The sequence below is a fragment of the Halioglobus maricola genome, assembly GCF_009388985.1.
In the GTDB taxonomy this organism is placed as follows: domain Bacteria; phylum Pseudomonadota; class Gammaproteobacteria; order Pseudomonadales; family Halieaceae; genus Halioglobus; species Halioglobus maricola.
In genome coordinates this window covers 3,856,274-3,874,059 of record NZ_CP036422.1, presented here as the reverse complement: position 1 = coordinate 3,874,059, position 17,786 = coordinate 3,856,274, and the positions used below count along the sequence as shown (strand labels likewise).

Annotated in this window: 12 protein-coding genes; 8 read left to right on the top strand and 4 right to left on the bottom strand. The window is 58.3% G+C overall.

The features are described from left to right. Together ald and EY643_RS17575 are read right to left on the bottom strand one after the other, a co-directional pair. On the bottom strand, positions 1-1,116 hold the full coding sequence (gene ald / locus EY643_RS17580) for an alanine dehydrogenase (RefSeq protein ID WP_153240467.1): 1,116 nt from the start codon (positions 1,114-1,116) through the stop codon (positions 1-3). A gap of 93 nt (positions 1,117-1,209) precedes the next feature. Then, on the bottom strand, positions 1,210-2,166 hold the full coding sequence (locus EY643_RS17575) for an LLM class F420-dependent oxidoreductase (protein ID WP_153240466.1): 957 nt from the start codon (positions 2,164-2,166) through the stop codon (positions 1,210-1,212). A gap of 86 nt (positions 2,167-2,252) precedes the next feature. Here EY643_RS17575 and EY643_RS17570 point away from each other — a divergent pair, with 86 nt between their 5' ends. The 6 genes from EY643_RS17570 to EY643_RS17545 all read left to right on the top strand — a co-directional run bounded on the left by EY643_RS17570 (position 2,253) and on the right by EY643_RS17545 (position 11,507). Then, the gene (locus EY643_RS17570; protein ID WP_153240465.1) at positions 2,253-3,884 is read left to right on the top strand and encodes a class I adenylate-forming enzyme family protein; all 1,632 of its coding nucleotides are present in this window, start codon (positions 2,253-2,255) and stop codon (positions 3,882-3,884) included. Continuing rightward, the gene (locus tag EY643_RS17565; protein WP_153240464.1) at positions 3,877-5,112 is read left to right on the top strand and encodes an acetyl-CoA acetyltransferase; all 1,236 of its coding nucleotides are present in this window, start codon (positions 3,877-3,879) and stop codon (positions 5,110-5,112) included. Before EY643_RS17570 ends, EY643_RS17565 begins: the two co-directional genes overlap by 8 nt. Continuing rightward, the gene (locus EY643_RS17560; RefSeq protein ID WP_153240463.1) at positions 5,112-6,311 is read left to right on the top strand and encodes an acetyl-CoA C-acyltransferase; all 1,200 of its coding nucleotides are present in this window, start codon (positions 5,112-5,114) and stop codon (positions 6,309-6,311) included. The genes EY643_RS17565 and EY643_RS17560 overlap by 1 nt, the downstream gene beginning before the upstream one ends. A gap of 177 nt (positions 6,312-6,488) precedes the next feature. Then, the gene (locus EY643_RS17555; RefSeq protein ID WP_153240462.1) at positions 6,489-8,015 is read left to right on the top strand and encodes a carotenoid oxygenase family protein; all 1,527 of its coding nucleotides are present in this window, start codon (positions 6,489-6,491) and stop codon (positions 8,013-8,015) included. Beyond that, positions 8,015-9,676 carry a phenylacetic acid degradation protein PaaN gene (paaN, locus tag EY643_RS17550; RefSeq protein ID WP_153240461.1) on the top strand — a complete coding sequence of 554 codons (1,662 nt, stop codon included), beginning with the start codon at positions 8,015-8,017 and terminating at the stop codon, positions 9,674-9,676. Before EY643_RS17555 ends, paaN begins: the two co-directional genes overlap by 1 nt. 100 nt (positions 9,677-9,776) lie before the next feature. After that, a complete protein-coding gene (locus tag EY643_RS17545; protein WP_170287459.1) occupies positions 9,777-11,507 on the top strand; it encodes a DUF885 domain-containing protein in 1,731 nt (576 codons plus the stop codon). Here the strand turns inward: EY643_RS17545 and EY643_RS17540 are convergent. Further along, complete coding sequence (locus EY643_RS17540) at positions 11,504-12,346, bottom strand: M48 family metallopeptidase (protein ID WP_153240459.1); 843 nt, start codon at positions 12,344-12,346, stop codon at positions 11,504-11,506. The two genes, EY643_RS17545 and EY643_RS17540, sit on opposite strands and share 4 nt — an antisense overlap. A gap of 67 nt (positions 12,347-12,413) precedes the next feature. Further along, a complete protein-coding gene (locus EY643_RS17535) occupies positions 12,414-13,067 on the bottom strand; it encodes a PadR family transcriptional regulator (protein WP_153240458.1) in 654 nt (217 codons plus the stop codon). Positions 13,068-13,155: 88 nt separating this feature from the next. Between EY643_RS17535 and EY643_RS17530 the strand changes: the two genes are divergently transcribed. Both EY643_RS17530 and EY643_RS17525 read left to right on the top strand, forming a co-directional pair. Beyond that, complete coding sequence (locus EY643_RS17530) at positions 13,156-15,369, top strand: TonB-dependent receptor (protein ID WP_153240457.1); 2,214 nt, start codon at positions 13,156-13,158, stop codon at positions 15,367-15,369. Positions 15,370-15,381: 12 nt separating this feature from the next. Further along, positions 15,382-17,751 (top strand): penicillin acylase family protein, encoded by a 2,370-nt coding sequence (locus EY643_RS17525; RefSeq protein ID WP_153240456.1) that lies wholly within the window; start codon positions 15,382-15,384, stop codon positions 17,749-17,751. Positions 17,752-17,786: the final 35 nt, after the last annotated feature.

Genomic DNA, 17,786 nt, shown 5'->3' with positions numbered 1-17,786 from the left:
TTACCCCAGGGCCTGCTCAGCCGGCACGTAATCGTAGTTAAGAACTTCGGCCACCGCCTGATAAGTGATATCACCGCGATGGACATTCAGGCCGTGTCTCAAATGCTCGTCATCCAGTAGCGCCTGCTTGTAGCCCTTGTCTGCCAGTGCCAGGGTGAAGGGCAGGGTGGCGTTGTTCAGGGCGAATGTTGAAGTGCGGGCCACGCCACCGGGCATGTTTGCTACACAGTAGTGCACCACACCCTCTTCTACGTAGGTAGGGTTCTCGTGGGTGGTCGCACGGCTTGTTTCGAAGCAGCCGCCCTGATCGATCGCCACATCGACAACCACCGAGCCATCGCGCATTTCCTTGAGCATCTCCCGTGTCACCAATTTTGGCGCAGCCGCGCCGGGCACCAGTACAGCACCGATGACGAGGTCCGCTGTGGTTACTGCTTTCCACAGGGATTCGCGAGTGGAATAAATGGTGTTGAGCATGCAGCCGAACTGGAAATCCAGCTCTTTCAGGCGTTTGAGAGAGCGGTCCAGTACGGTGACGTGCGCCTCCATGCCCATCGCCATGCGAATGGCATTGGTGCCCACAACACCGCCGCCAATCACCACCACCCTGGCCGCCTCTACGCCGGGCACGCCACCGAGCAACATGCCGGATCCGCCCTTGTGTTTCTCCAGCGCGTGGGCGCCGGCCTGGATGGACATACGGCCGGCCACTTCACTCATGGGCGAGAGCAGTGGCAGGGTTCCGTCATCATCGGTCACTGTCTCGTAGGCAATGGCGATGCAGCCGGACTCTTTCAGCAAACGGGTTTGTTCGGGGTCGGGAGCAAGGTGCAGATAGGTGAAGAGTACCTGGCCCTCGCGCAGCATGCGGCACTCGTCGGGCTGGGGCTCTTTGACTTTAACGACCATGTCGGCGCGTTCGAAAACCTCAGCAGCGGTGTCGACGATTTCGGCACCGGCGGCGCGATACATGTCGTCGCTCAGGCCGATGCCGGCGCCGGCCTGGGTTTCGACGATGACCTGATGGCCGTGGTGAACAAGCTCTTCAACCGAGCCTGTGGTGAGGCCGACACGGAACTCCAGGGTTTTGATTTCTTTAGGTACGCCTACCAACATGAGCTGACTCCTTTGCTCGCAATTCGTTATGGCGCAATAGTAGTCAAAGATCAGGGCGGTGCGAGTACCTCTACAGGGGTAGGACGTGAGCTGTCAGGACAAGGCTCTGAGGGTGCGCTCCCCGCAGTCATCTCCCGCTGTAGCCGGGACGATGCAAATCTCGTCTGCCCCCGCTGCCTCATATTCTGCCAGTTGCGCCGCCACCTCTGATTCGGAACCCAGCAGGCCGATGGTTGCGATCAGCTCGTCAGGCATGGCGTCCAGTATTTCTTTCGGGTGGGGGCGGGTGCGTGCGAACTCTACCAGTTCAGAAAATCCGGCCGCCGCGATCATCTCGCTGTAGCCCGGTGCGGCCAGGTAGCCGACGATACCGCGTTTGAGTTGATCGATGGATTCCCGTGTCGGGTTGACTGCGGTTGGTAGCCATACCGCCAGACGCGGCATTGGTTTTCCGGCGTGCTCTGAAGCTTCGCGCAATTGCGTGTGAAGCAAGGCGACGCTTGTCGATGTGACCATGTTGAGCAGCATGCGGTCAGCGCGGCGGGCAGCGGCGCGCACGGCGGCTGGTGTGAAGGCGGCTATGGTAATGGCCGATTCGGGGGCATCCAGGCGCAGCCGATAACCTTTACAGGAAGCGAGTTCACCTTCCAGATTGGCTTTCTCACCGTTCAGTAGAGCGCGCACGATACGCGCAGTCTCATCCATGTGGGTGGCGGTTCGCCTTCTATCCTTACCGTGCCATTCGCGGACCACCACTTGGCTGGATGCACCCAGTGCAATGTGAGTTGTGCGGCCGGTGAGGTTCGCGACGGATGCTGTGCCCATCGCGATAGTCATGGGGGTGCGCACTGAGACCGCCAGTGGGCCAATGGCCAGGTGGATCTGTTCCGTGTTCAGGCCCACGGCCGTGGCGAAGGCAAAAGCGTCGTACGTGGCCATCTCGCCCATCCACAGTTCGGGGTAGCCAAGACGGTCAGCTACCTTGGCGAGTTCCAGGTTTTCTGCAGGTGCCCTGTCCTGCCAGTAGGGAGTGACTACACTGAGTTGCATTAATGAGTATCCACAGTAGATGGAATGGCGATTATAGCTTAGGATGAGTTCTTTTATAAAAGTATTAAAATCAGGGCAGCGTTGCAATGAAAACCACGCCTGAAAATCGTATCGAAGCGCTCACTACCGCGGGCCTGTGGGGAGGCCAGACTTTGCACGGCTTGCTGGCAGAGCACGTCTCCAGTCGCCCGCACGATCTGGCAGTGAAGGATCAGCCCAACCGTCAGGCGTTGACTGGCCATGATCCTCTGGGCCTCACCTGGTTAGCGCTGGACAATGCCAGTCATTCGCTGGCGTATCAGTTGTCGGCATCGGGTGTCGCTGAGGGCGATACAATCCTTGTGCAACTACCGAATATTGCCGAACTGGTCGTTCTCTATTACGCGGTGGCGAAAATGGGGGTGGTAGTCAGCCCTGTGCCGGTGCAGTACGGGGCTCACGAATTGCGGATGCTGGCGGGCGCCCTGCAGGCTAAGTCGATGATCAGTATTGAGCGTCTGCGGGAGGCTCCGCTCGCGGCTGCCGCGAGAGAGGCCTTGCCGGAACTGGCGGTATTGGAGTTCGGCAGGGATCTCCAGCTTGAGACATCGAGCGGGGAGCCCTTTGCCGGTCCCGCCGCTGACCCTGATCGCACGCTGAGTATTTGCTGGACTTCCGGCACGACGGGAACACCAAAAGGCGTGCCCCGCTCTCACAATATGTGGCTCGCCACCGGGCGCACCAGTATTGCCGCAGGCTCCATGCAGCCCGACGATGTGCTGCTGAACCCTTTTCCGCTGGTCAATATGGCTGCGCTGGGAGGTTTTCTTTTTCCCGCTGCGATTCTGGGTGCCGCGATCGTCCTGCATCATCCCCTGGATCCGGGGCTTTATCTTAGCCAGTTACAGGATGAGAGAATTACCTTCACGATTGCGCCGCCACCACTGTTGAACCAGCTCGCCAAAGCGCCAGCGATGTGGAGCCAGTTTGATTTCACCAGTTTGCGTCGAATCGGCTCTGGTTCGGCGCCGCTCGCCCCGTCGATGATCGCTACCTTCGAGCAAGATTACGGCAAGCAAATCGTCAACTTCTATGGCTCCAACGAGGGCATTTCGTTGTTCTCCACGCCGGAGGATGCAGTCGATCCACAGGTGCGGGCCAGTATGTTTCGCCGTCCAGACCAAGGGGCGTTGATTGAAACCCGGGTGGTGGACCCTGACACGGGAGAGGAGCTGACTGCTGAAGGTGCGCGCGGCGAACTGCTGATCAGTGGCGCTACTGTCTTCGACGGATACTTCCATCATGACAACCGGGACGTGTTTGACCCATCAGGTTTCTTTCGCACCGGTGACCTGGTAGAAATTTGTGGCGGTGGCCAGTTCTATCGCATTGCAGGACGCAGCAAGGACATTATTAACCGCGGCGGTATGAAGATATCTCCAGTAGAACTGGATGTTGCTTTAGAGCAGCATCCAGCTGTTATGGAAGCTGCTGTCTGCGCCTACTCGGATGAGCGTCTGGGAGAAAAAGTGTGCGCCTGTCTGGTGCCGCAACCCGACGCTGAGCAACCCACACTGGCAGCCTTGCAGCAGTATTTGCTGGAACAGGGCTTCGCCAAATTTAAACTGCCCGAGCGACTGGAGCTGCTGCAGCAGTTGCCGCGCAATCCTCTGGGCAAAGTACAGCGCTTCGCCCTGCAGGAGCAGATGGCGAACACACAGGAGCATTCCCATGAGTGATATCTACATTCTCGGCGGTAGCCAGAGCGATTTTGCGCGCAACTGGGCGCGTGAGGGGAAGGACATCTACGACATGTTCTCCGAAAGCCTGCAGGAAGCGGTCGCTAACGCTGCTATCGAGCCCGGCGAAATAGAAGTGGGGCATGTCGGTAATTTTGTTGGCGAGCTGTTCACAGGGCAGGGCCTGCTGGGCGGTTTCTTTGGTCAGGTTTATCCGGAGCTCGCTGCGCTACCCACCTCGCGGCATGAAGCTGCCTGCGCCTCCGGTTCTATTGCGATTATGTCTGCCATGCGCGATATCGAGGCGGGTCACTATGATGTGGCCTGTGTGTTGGGTCTGGAGCTTATGCGTAATACCGACGGCAAGACTGGTGCTGAGTATCTTGGCGCGGCGGCCTGGAAGGGCAGGGAGGCGACACCACAGGAGTGCGATTTCCCCTGGCCACACATGTTCGATCGCTTAACTGAAGAATACGACCGGCGCTATGGCATCAACTCGGATTACCTCAATCGTATTGCCGAGATCAATTTTGGCAATGGCAAGCTAAACCCACGTGCGCAGACTCGCCAGTGGGAATTTGCTGAAGGTGCCTTCACCAGCAGTGACGAGTTGAACCCTGTTATTGAAGGGCGAGTGCGCAAACAGGATTGCGGTCAGATAACTGACGGCGCTGCCTGTGTGGTGCTGGCCAGTGAAGCCAAGGCGAAAGAACACGCGCAGAAGCTCGGCGTCAATTTGAAAGACATTCCGCGGATCAAGGGCTGGGGGCATCGCTCTGCGCCTATTCTGCTATCGCGCAAGCTTGAACTCAGTGCCGATGCTCCACTGGTCTTCCCGCACGCTGCTCAATGCCTGAATGAAGCGGCCCAGCGGGCCGGCTTCGCCGAGGTGGGCGAACTCGATGGCCTTGAAACCCACGACTGTTTCAGCATGACCGAGTACATGGCTATCGATCACGCCGGCCTCACCGCGCCGGGAGAGAGCTGGCAGGCCGTAGATGACGGGCGCATAGCGCTGGATGGCGACTTCCCGATTAATGCCAGTGGTGGATTGATCGGCCTGGGTCACCCAGTGGGTGCAACCGGCATTCGTATGGTGCTGGACTGTGCCAGGCAGGTGACTGGGCGGGCAGGGCCCTACCAGATGCCTAAAGCTGAGAACATGATGACGTTTAACGTGGGAGGCAGCACCACGACCTGCGCCAGTTTTGTTGTAGGAGTGGGTTAGTGAAAGACGTGTTTATCTACGAGGCGATCCGTTCGCCGAGGGCGAAGGCAAAAGATACAGGTGGCTTGGCGGATCTTACGCCTCACGAATTACTCGGGAGTTTGTACGATAGCCTCACGCAACGAACAGGCCTCGACCCGGCAGATGTTGGCGAGGTGATTCTCGGTTGTGTCACCCAGCACGGAGAACAGGCGGCCAATATCGCCAAGACATCAGTATTGCATGCGGGATGGCCGAGTTCAGTGGGCGGGCTCACCGTCAATCGTTTCTGCTCTTCCAGTATCGATGCAATGAATCTCGGCATGCTCAAAATTGCCACCGGGCAGGAAGATGTCATCGTCGCCGGCGGCGTTGAGATGATGTCGCGTGTGCCGATGCTTGCAGACGAGGCCCGTGCCTTCAAAGACCCGGCGTTTGCCGCCAGGTGTCAGTTGCTGATGATGGGCTCAGGGGCGGACCTTATCGCTACCCTCAACAGTGTTGACCGGGCAGAGGCAGATGCAATTGCCGTGCAGAGCCAGCAGCGCGCGGCTCGTGCTCAGCGCGAGGGCTATTTCAAATCCATTGTGCCGGTAGAGAACCCCGTCAAAGGCATCACGGTAGCCGAGGACGAGTGTATTCGGGCCGACACCACAGTGGCGAGCCTGGCTGAATTGCCGCCGGCCTTTGCAGGTATTGGCGCCAAGGGCGTTGATGCCTATCAGCTGGCCGCGTATCCGGAATGTGATGAGGTGCAGCACATTCATACGGCGGGTAACTCGCCGGCAATGGCGGACGCGGCAACCGTGATATTGCTGGGCGACGCCGCGCTGGGGGAGAAGCTCGGCATACAGCCCCGCGCGCGGCTTGTTGCCGGCGCAAGTTGCGATGACGATCCACTTCAGGTGTTGTCTGGTTGTGTCACTTCAGCACAGAAACTGATGCGGCAGCAGGGGCTGGAAGCGAGTGATGTCGACTTGTTTGAAATCCACGAGGCTTTCGCTGCGACAGTGGTGAAAAGCCGCAACGATCTGGGTATCGAGGACGCGAAACTGAACGTCAATGGTGGCGTGATCGCGCTCGGTCACCCGATGGGGGCGACAGGTGCGATTATGGCCGGGGTGTTACTCGATGAGCTGGAGCGCTGCGATCTCAAGCGCGGGATTGTGTCGGCAAGCGGGGCCGGGGGTAGCGGCAGCGCCCTGCTGATCGAGCGCTGACTTGGTATAGACGCACGGTGAGGAGTAGCGGTACATGGGCACTGCCCCGGGCGAGTACTGCATCCTCAGGCCAGTGGAAGTGACTCCCTGAGTTGATTCTTGCGTAAAGAAACTTCTAAGTTATAATTCTAGTTAATTGTATAAAAAGACCGCTATGTGGTGGCCGGAGCAAGCAGCATGACCTCAGCTGAAAAATTCATGGAATACCCGCACGTGGATCGCTGCATTGGTGGCGTCGCGCATTTTGACGACGCGCCACAGTGGATATATCAGCACGATAATCCCTACCTGCATGGAGTTTATGCCCCGACAACGGAAGAGATTCACGCCGAGAACCTGCCGGTTATTGGCGAATTACCCGCTGATCTCGTCGGAGCGTATTTTCGCAACGGCCCCAATCCTGTATTCGAATCCAAGAACCGTTACCACCCTTTTGACGGCGATGGCATGTTGCGCGGTGTGTACTTCAAGGATGGCAAGGTGAGCTACACCAATCGCTGGGTGGATACGGAGGCATATGCTCAAGAAGCGCAGGAGGGCCTTTCCGTTTCACCTGGAGTGATGGGGCCATTCGACTACGAGATCTCCCAGTTTGGTATCAAGGATACGTCCAATACCGACGTGTTTTTGTTCGCCGGCGATGTGATGAGCCTCTGGTACAACGCGGGCCATCCGTATCGACTCGATCCCGAGAGTCTGGAAACCAAGGGGCACTACTATCTCGACGGGCGCGACCAGCTGCGTCTGTCTGCGCACTCCAAGGTGGATTGGAGTACCGGCGAGTTGCTGTTCTTTGACTACGGCGACGAGCCGCCCTATATGACATTCGGTATCGCCGATCCTACGGGAAAGTTAAAACATGAGGTAGCGATCGATCTCCCTGGGCCGCGCTTGCCACACGATATCGGGTTTACTACTAACTATGCGATTCTCCACGATCTGCCGTTCTTCCACGATATGAACGTGTTGCGCAATCACGGCTATCGCGTATTGACCTTCTACAAAGACATTCCCACACGCTTCGGCATACTCCCGCGCTATGGCAAGGGCAGTGACATACGCTGGTTCGAGTGTGAGCCCTGCTACATCCTGCATGTGACCAATAGTTGGGAGGAGGGCGACTGGGTGGTAATGGATGGTTGTCGTTCTACCAATCCCATGCCCGACGCCCAACCTGGTGAGGGTGAGTTGGCGCATATGCTGGCCTATATGCGGTTGGAGGCGAACAACTACCGCTGGCGTTTCAACCTGCGCACCGGCGAGGTGCGTGAGGGCGATATCGACAACACCCTGAATACCGAATTTAATAAGTCCAACCCTGTCTTCCATGGTGTAAAAAGCCGCTATGCCTATCATCAGCGCATCCCTCTGCTGCACGAAGGTGGTCACACTCTGCGTTTCAATGGTCTGGTGAAGTACGACAACGATACCGGCCAGTCCTGGCAGTGGGACTACGGCGCAGGGGTATTTGGTTCCGAGGCAGTGTATGCACCCAAGCCCGGCGCGGATCGCAGCAGCGGAGAAGACGACGGTTATGTCATCACCATGATCACAGACAGCAATACCTGGACGTCCGAGTGCCTGGTGTTTGATGCCACGGATATTGAGCAGGGCCCCGTCTGTCGTGTGCAGCTACCGCATCGCGTGCCCTATGGGTTCCACGCCGCCTGGGCCCGAGGCGAAGACCTGTATCCGGAGGCCTGATGTCGGCCTTGTATCAGCAACATCTGGGGACCCTGGACAAGGCGATCGACGCCTGTGCCAAACGCTATTCATGGACAGCCTATCCCGAGAGCCCCAGCAGCAAGATATGGGGTGCCGGGCCTCCGGTGGCTGGCCGGGAAAACTTCGAGGCCATGCTCGGGCGTGACTACCCGCTGGAACAGCCTGGCGAAATAGGGCGCACTGGTGCTGAGGTATCGCCCTACACCGGGCAGGCACTGGGGATCAGTTACCCACGAACTGACGTGGATGCCCTGTATGAGGCGATCACCGTGGGCATACCTGCCTGGCGTGATACTACTGCTGAAACGCGCATAGGCGTCTGTCTTGAAATACTCGATCGCTGCGCCGGGCAGTTATTTGAAAATGCCCACGCGACCATGCACACCTCAGGTCAGAGCTACATTATGGCTTTCGCCGGTTCTGGCGCCAATGCGCTGGACCGTGGCCTGGAGGCGCTGGCCTATGCGGCCAAGGCCATGGGTGATGTCCCTGCGACTGCGCACTGGGAGCGCCAGTTCGGCAAGGCGGGCGCCGCCAGACTGAGCAAGAAATACCGCATCATGCCGCGCGGCGTCGGCGTAGTCATTTGCTGTGCGACCTTTCCCCTGTGGAATGGTTACCCTGCTATGTGCGCCAGCCTCGCCACGGGTAATCCGGTAGTACTTAAGCCGCACCCTGCGGCAATTCTGCCGGTAGCACTGCTCACCACGGTTGCGCGCCAGGTGTTGGTCGAGCAAGGCTTTGACCCGAACCTCGTGAGCATGGTGGCAGATACTCGCGAAGAGCCCGCGACCATGGCGTTGCTCGAGCATCCCATGACAGCGATTGTCGATTTCACCGGTAGTCCCGGCTTTGGCAAGTGGATAGAGCGGAACTGTACCGACAAGCTTGTCTATACCGAAACGGCCGGCTGCAACTCGGTGGTTATCGAATCCTGTGAAAACCTTGAGCAGGTAGCTGGGGCGATTGCTCACTCTTTGTGCCAGGCCTCTGCGCAGATGTGCACCAGCGTTCAGAATATTCATGTACCTGCGCAGGGGATTGCCGTCGGTGATGGCCACGCCACCTTCGAAGAGGTAGCGCAGGCTCTGGTCGCGGCAGTGGATGCACAGCTGCAAAACCCCCAGGTGCTTTGCGGTACGCTGGTGGATGAAGCGATCCTCGGCACGATTAGTCAGTACCGAGGGCTTGCGGCGGAGCATGGGCGTCTATTGCGAGACTCCGGGCCGCTGGATTATCCCGACTTTCCCGCCGCGCGCACAGCTTCGCCATTGATGTTGGAGGTGACCGAGGCTGCGCGAGATATCTACCGTGACGAGATATTTGGCCCCGTCTCTTTTGTGATCAAGGGGCGCGATGCCGCGGCCTGCCTCGCTGATGCGACGACCAATGCGCGCGAGTGCGGGGCCATAACGTCTCATGTGTATTCGCTGGACGAGGCTTTTCTCGATAAGGCAGAAGTGGCCTATAACGAGGCTGGTGCTTCGGTTGCCTGCAACCTTGTCGGTATGCCGATCAACTTCGCTGCCGCGTATTCCGATTACCATGTGACCGGGCTCAATCCAGCGGGCAATGCTTGCCTTGCGGATCTTGCCTTTGTTGCCAGTCGCTTCCGGATCGTTCAAAGCAAGCGAATGTAGTCCGCTCGTCGCGTTTATCCCACCACTCACCGCTCCAACGCTGATAACTGCGGATCGTGCTGCTAGCATGCAGCGTTTTTTAATCCGCAGGAAAAACCACATGTATAAGATCGTGAAGTCTATGGGTCTTGGCCTGGCGTTGGTCGCGGCCGGTGCGCAGGCTGATTGGCTGGAACGCAGCGATGCTGTCACCACCGAGGTGATGATGGCTCAGGGGCAGCACCAGCCAGAGTTGATGAGTTACCACGGTATTGCCGAGTTCGACACGCAGGTCAGCCAGTCGAGCGAGCAGGCTCGTCAGGCACAGCTGGCGACTAATCGCGAGCTGATCGCCAATCTGGAAGGCCGCCTGGCCACCGAGAAGCATCCTAAAATGCGCCAGGATCTGCAGATCCTGATCGACGCTCTGCAGCGTGAGAACGTCACCTCGGAGCTTTACCACGACCACCTGGTACCCTATGAAAATCTGCCGGAGAACCTGTTTCGTGTTTTTAGTATTCTGCTGGATGGGCGCAACGATCCCGCCCGTTATCCCGCAGCGCTGGAACGCCTGCGCAAGTACAACGGCGAGGCCAAAGGGTATGAGGCGGCAGCCAGTCAGGCGATCGCTTACGCCACTGCGCGTATGGGGATCGACGGTGTTGTGGGTCCCTACGTCGGGGAAATCGACAATCACCTGCAGAGTGCTGATCAGCTGATCGCCGGTATCGGCAGCTTGCTTGAAGAGGCTGGCCTGCAGGGTTGGGAGGACGATTACGCGCTGCTGGTAAAGCAGCTTGAAGGATACAACACCTGGGTTGACACCGAGCTTCGCAAATATGCTCGTGAGGACAATCGCCTCCCACTGGTGCTATATGCCGACAACCTGAAAGGCTTCGGCGTTAACGCCGAGCCGGAAGAGTTGATCGCCCGGGCCCAGTACAGCTACCAGTTGCTGCGCAGTGAAATGAAAGCCATAGCCTGGCGCATCGCTGAAAAGAACGATTGGAAGGACAAGGATCTGGTCTCTGTCATACTGCGCATGAAGCAAGATCAGCTCAGTCCTGAAGATGTTTTGCCGCGCTACCAGCAGCGCCTGGCCATAGTCGAGGACATTATTCGTCGCGAGGATATCGTCACGTTGCCCAGGCGCCCCGCGAGTATTCGCGTGGCCAGCGAGGCGGAGTCCGCGGCAGTGCCCGCCTCATTTATGAAGCCACCGCAATTGGTGGGTAACACGGGGCAGTATGGTGAATTTGTCCTGGTGACTTCCAACCCCGCATTGGGCGAAGAGGCGCGGATGGATGACTTCAGCCACGACGCTATGACCTGGGCCCTGGTGGTCCACGAGGCTCGCCCCGGACACGAGTTGCAGTTTGCTCGCCTGATAGAGGACGGCACATCCCTGGCCCGCGCCAGTTATGCGTTCAATAGCGCGAACGTGGAAGGCTGGGGTCTGTATGCCGAATCCATCATGCAGGAATTCCTGCCGCTGGAAGGTCAGTTGTTCAATCTGTACACCCGTATTATGCGGGCGGCACGCATGTTCCTCGATCCCATGGTGAACACCGGTCAGATCAGCCGCGACGATGCGCGCGATTTCCTGATGAACCAATTAGCGCTGTCCAAGGCGATGGCCAGCTCCGAGGCGGATCGCTACGCGTTCCGCGCACCTGGTCAGGCCACGTCCTACTATTGGGGCTATATGGGCCTAAGCGCGCTGCGCACTGAGGTTGAGCTTGCGCAAGGTGACGAATTTCACCAGCGCGAGTTCCACGACTTCATTTTGCGCCAGGGGCTGTTGCCCCCGGAAATGTTGAAGAAAGCCGTGCAGGAGGAGTTTGTGCGCTAGCGCACGATCTGCACGGGCGCCACTGGCGCCATTGTGCCGGTGGGGTTCAGTTGGCGCATTTCAGGGATCATCGCCTTCAGGGCTGCCTGGCGATTCCCTGGGGCGGGGTGAGTGCTCAGGAACTCAGGCGGCGTCGAACCGCCTGATTCACCCATCTTCTGCCACAAGGTTACCGCGGCGTCCGGCTCGTAACCGGCGATGGTTGCCAGGCGCATGCCGATGGCATCGGCTTCGGACTCAGCGGTTCTTGAGTTCGGCAATTCCAGGGCCAGTTTGGCTGCAGCTGCAGCCCCGAGCAGTGCCGCGCCGTGGTTATCGGCAGCCGCGCCAATCGCAATCACCCCGATGCTGGTCGCCATCGCGCGGGACATGCGTTCGGCCGTGTGGTTGGCCAGGGCGTGGGAAATTTCGTGGCCCATCACCTGGGCGAATTCGTCATCCGTAAGTTTGAGCTTGTTCAGCAGGCCGGTGTATACCGCCATCCGTCCGCCTGCCATACACCACGCATTGACGGTCTTCGGGTCGTCGATGATGGCTACGCTCCACTCCCAATTGGCGGTGTTCGGGTACTGCTGCTTTGCGACATGGACCAGCCTGCCAGTAATTGTCGCCACCCGGTCCATGACTTTGGGGTCATTGACCAGCTTGTTCTCCTGCTCCAGTTCACTGACGGTGCTCAGATAGGCCGTTTTCGATTCGACGATGGCGGATTCCGGTGAGATTAGCATCAGCTGTGAGCGGCCAGTGGGACTGGTGGCGCAGCCGGTAAGCAGCGACAGGCTGATGATGCCGGCGATCACAGTGATCGTGGTGAGAGTAGCGCTCAGGGGTTTCTTCATTGCTGTTCCAGCGAAAAATATCAGGGTTGGTAATGATAAGACATTTTTAGCCCGGGGGAAGTTCAGCTTATGGGTCGAGTTCAGCCTGAAGACGCTGGAGTGCGCGTTGATAGGCCGCGAGGCCGATGTCTTCTTTGGCCGCGCGATCGCTGTCGTCGGGAACCGCCGCGGCAGCCTCGGTTGCATATTCAGCCCAGCGCAGGCGGGCGATCAGAATATCTGCCATCAGGTTGGCCGCCATGCCGTTCCAGGGCATGCCTTTGCGGACGCCGGCCTCGGGAGAGTCGATGATGTGCTGAATGCCGGCTATGGCCATGCGGGTTTCAGTGCGAGTTGTCTCCAGCGCTCTGGCGAGTGTGGCTTTTATGTCGTCGGGCGAGCCCCCCTCCGCGAGAATTACCTTGAGCATGAACTCCGCCTGATTGCGGTGGGTGGCTGCATCAGGCTCCGCCAGCCAGGCCGCGAGAGCGTCGCGACCCGCAGCGGTAATGGTGAAGTTGGTGCGATCGCGCCCTTTTACCTTTTCCTTCTCTTCCGATACCAGGCCGTGGCTCAGCAGCTTTTTGGGCTCGGAGTAAATGTGGCTGTCTGCGCGGGGCCAGAAGACCCGTAACATGCTGGTTTGCATAATATTATTGAGCTCATATGCCGTTGCAGGGCCACGCGCGAGCAGGCCGAGCAAGGCATAAGAAGTTGGACTGAGTCGGGGAAGTGATTTCATGGGGCTTGAATATACTCCATTTTGGAGTATTGTTCAGCGATCCGTCTATAGATACTCCAAATAGGAGTATAAAAACAGGAGCCGCACTATGAACACATTGAAGACAGCCCTTGCTCTCGCCGTTGCTGGCGTCAGCGTTGCCGCCAACGCCCAATTGGAAGAGGTGATCGTTACCGCCCAGAAGAAATCTGAATCACTGCAGGACGCACCTATAGCGATCAGCGCCTTCACCGCGGAGAACCTGGAGCAGATCGGCGCTACCAGTGCGGTCGATGTAGGTGAGTACACGCCCAATGCGTGGATCACCAGAAGCCTGGGGTCCAGCTACAACATTCGAGTTTCCATTCGCGGTATCGGTACCGCCGAGCCCTCGCTGGCGGTGGACCCCAAGGTGGGTGTCTACCTCGATGGCGCCTATATTGCGCGCAACGCAGGCGCAGTTTTCGATGTGGTCGATCTCGAGCGGGTCGAAGTGCTACGCGGCCCGCAGGGCACCTTGTGGGGCAAGAACACTACCGGTGGCGCCATCAATCTGGTGACGCAGCAGCCGAGCGGCGAATTCGGTGGCAAGGTCGATTTCACGGTAGGTAACTTTGGCAGTAACCGCGCCGCTGTCACTGTCGACACGGGCGAAGCCGCCGGCCTTGCCGCGAAGATCAGCTATGTGAAAAAAGTCTCGGATGGCTGGCAGGATAATATCAGTGACATTGGAGAAGATGAGCTCGGCAGCGAAGATACCGATGCCTTCCGCCTTGCGGTGCGCTGGGATATCACCGACACCCTGAGTGCAAACTACGCCTACGACCGCACCGACGGTGAGGCCACTGCACCGGCGACCCAGGTCGGCTTTGTGGATGCCAGTACTGACCCGAGCGTTCCCACTATCGATCTGGGTGACTTCAGCTTTTACGGCGGCAACCTGTATGCCGGAATGGCGGAGATCGCCAATGATGATGATCGTCTGGATAAATTCGATCTGGACAATATGAAGTCTGAAGAAGTAGAGATCAGCGGCCACAACCTGACTCTGAGTTGGATGCTTGGCGACCTGGAAATCAAGTCCATCACCGCATACCGCGACTATGAGTCCGACCAGAACGGCCTGGATCTCGACGGGGGTAACTGGGTCAAATTCTCGGCGGCCGATGGCACGCCTTCACCCGCAACCGGTTTTCACACGGTCGGGGAAAAAGAGCAGGATCAGTTCTCACAGGAGTTTCAGTTCCTGGGTACCGCTCTGGATGACCGGCTCGACTATGTCGTTGGCCTTTACTACTTCGACGAAGAAGGTCGCGAGATCAATCCCTGGCAGGCTACCTTCTACAACGCCGCAAACAATATCAACACCTTGTTTAACGGCAATATGGGCGCCTGGTACGAGATCACCGGTGAGTCTCAGGCTCTGTATGGTCAGGCCACCTATCACTTCAGTGAGGCCTGGCGCTTGACGCTTGGCGCGCGGTATACCGAGGACGAGAAAGAGCTAATCCTGCTCGAAGAAGATCCCGGCCTGGACCAGGATTATTCGTCCAAGGAAGATTGGAGCAAGACCACGGGCGCCGCCACTCTGGCCTACTTCATGAATGACGACGTCAATTTCTACGGCAAGGTTGCTCAGGGATATGCTGCGGGCATTTATAACCCGGGCACAGTGGGCCGTGGTGTGGGTCCCGCGAATCCCGAGCCAGCGCTGACGCCAGCAGATCCGGAAGAAACGACCTCCTATGAACTGGGTGCCAAGTCGCAGCTGGCCGACGGTATGGTGCGCCTGAATGCGGCGGTGTATTACAACGACAATGAGAATTTGCAGCAAACTGATTTTGTCGACGGTGTGCGGCGCACAATTAACTCCGGCGAATCTGAAACTATCGGCGCTGAGATTGATGTGACTGCTCTGCTGGGTGAACACTGGATGGTGACTGCAAACGCCGGTTACTCAGATTCTGATTACGATGACAGCAGTCGGGAAACCGAGGCATTCAAAACCGGCGCTGCCGGTGTGCAGTACGACACCGACACTAATTTGGGGCACGTGACGGCGCGTTTTGACGCGACATATATGGGTAAAGTGGGTTTCTCGGCCAGTGATCCGCGCGTTCACTCCGATGCGCGTACTTTATTCAACGCCCGGCTGACACTGTCTGAAGTGGAGGCGCTGGATGGCCAGTTCCGCTTTGCCTTGTGGGGCAAGAACCTTGCGGATGAAGAGTATATCGAGCACGGCGCCAACTATGGTTCCTTTACCGGTTACACTTGGGGAACGCCTCGCACTTACGGCCTGGACGTGGCGTACGAGTTCTAAGAGACTCCGCGAATGAAGAAACTACTGATAGCCCTGCTTGTTTTGGCGGGGCTTTTTGTCTGGTACCTGCCCCGAATCGATGCCCCCCAGCGCGAGGGTGTCATCGAGCTTGCGTCACTCGCGGGCGAGGTGAGAGTACTGCGCGGCGATGACGGTGTGCCGTATGTGTATGCCGATACCCTCGACGATGTGCTTACAGCACAGGGTTTCCTGCACGCACAGGACCGCCTGTTCCAGCTTGAAATTCATCGCCACCTCGCCCAGGGGCGCTTGGCGGAATTTATTGGCGAGAAAGGTCTGAGAAACGATCGTATTGTTCGGCTGGTTGATATTTACGGCTACGCCAAGGCTTACGCACAGCGCATCAGTGCTGAAGAGCGCAACTATCTCCAGCGCTATATCAATGGCCTCAACGATTACATAGTAAGCCGGCAGGATGAGTTTCCATTGATGTTGGGCGTTATGGGGCATGAGGTGCAGCCCTGGGCGCTCGAAGAGCTGTTGGCAGTTGTGCAGTTCCGTATCTGGAGCAGCAGCGTTAATTGGAAGCAGGAGTTGCTCACGCTGCGCCTGCACGACGAGCTCGGAGCTGAGCGTGCAGCGCAGCTGCGCCCCGTCGCCATTAATCCCGATGACCCACGCACCTACCCGTCGCAGCATCAGGTGCAGGCTCCGGCATTGGCCGAGCTCGAGTTTGATTACGACGACAGCCTGTTCAGTCAGTTTGAACCGCGCTACCGCATGGGAAGCGATGCCTGGGCCACCAGCCCGGAAAAGTCTGCCGGAGATGCACCAATTCTCTCCGGCGATCCTCATCTGCAGGTGGGCAATCTGCCTGGCTTCTGGTTTCCAATGGGGGCGTTTACGCCTGAGCTCCGTGTTGTGGGCGGCAGCATGCCCGGTACACCCGGTTGGGGTATCGGCCGTACCGAGCATATAGCCTGGAGCGCGACCAACGGCTACGCCGACATGGTCGATCTCTATCTGGAAGTTGTGGATCCCGCCGATCCGGAAAGCTACCTCGAAGGAGGGCATTCGCTGCCCTTTGTGGTGCGCACCGAGACGCTGCGAATCAAGGATGGCGAAGCTGCGGGTGGGTATCGGCAGGAGGTCATGACTATCCGCGAAACGCAGCGCGGTCCGGTTATCTCTGACCACGGTATGAGTATGGCCGAGGGGCGAGTACTGAGCTTGCGCTGGTCGGTGCCTCTCTACGCGGGGCCCGACGGCGGTAATCTGGAACTACTGCGTGCGCGGTCTGTGGAGGAGGCAGTCACTGCCATGGGTGCAATGGCCACACCGCTCAACCATGTTGTCGCGGACGTGGCAGGCAATATTGCGATGGTGCCCTCGGGTATGGTCCCGCAGCGCACTCGCGGCGATGGCCTGTTGCCGCTGGAGGTAACCGGCGAGGACAACTGGCTGCGCCGGATTCCGCCGGCAGAGATGCCATTAATGGTAAATCCGCAGCGACAGTGGGTGGGTTCAACCAATCATCGAATTACCGATGCAGACTACCCTTACGTTTACTCCACGCACTTCTCGCCGCGCTGGCGCTATACGCGCCTGCAGCAGCTGATGGAGAGCTCCCTGTTTAGTGCCGATGATCACTGGGATGCCAACAACGACACATTCAACACCTTTGCCGAGTACCTGCGTGCGCGCCTGGTAGCGCTTTACCGCATGGATGATGAACTAGCCCCGTTGGCGGAAGTGTTGGCTGGCTGGAACCTGCGCGATGATCGTGATGAGTCCGGGCCGTTGATTTTCCAGTCAGTGTTTCGTCACCTGGCGACCCAGGTGTTCGCCGACGACATGAGTGATGAGCTGCTGACTGCGTATCTGGACGAACAGTATTATTGGGTTGAGCGCTTCGTGGTTTTGCTCGAGAACGACAGTGAGTGGATTGACGACACCCGGACCGCGCACGTGGAGAGCGCCGACGACCTGATTGTTCGCGCAGGTCACCTCGCGTTGGCCGAGCTCAGTGCGAAGTGGGGCGATGATCCCACGGCCTGGCGTTGGGGTGATGAACATACCATCACTTTCTATCATCCGTTTATTCCCGGAGAAAGAGCTGCAAATCTGATTGGCGGCGGCACCCACGCGGTGAGCGGGTCTTCCGAGACGCTGCAGCGCGGCATCTATATGTTCAGCGCGCCGTACAAATCGAAGATAGCTGACTCCATGCGCATGGTGGCAGACCTTTCGGACAGTGAGAAGATTATTGCTCATTTCCCGGGCGGCATCAGCGAGCGGTGGTTCAGTGAGTGGAATGCGACTTTCGTGGAGCCGTGGGTAAACGGCGAGCAGCGCTATCTGTGGTTCTCGGATGAAAAAATAAGCGAACACGCAGAGACCACGTTGTTGCTCTCGCCCTGAGTGCAGGCAAAAAAAAGCGCCACGAGAGTGGCGCC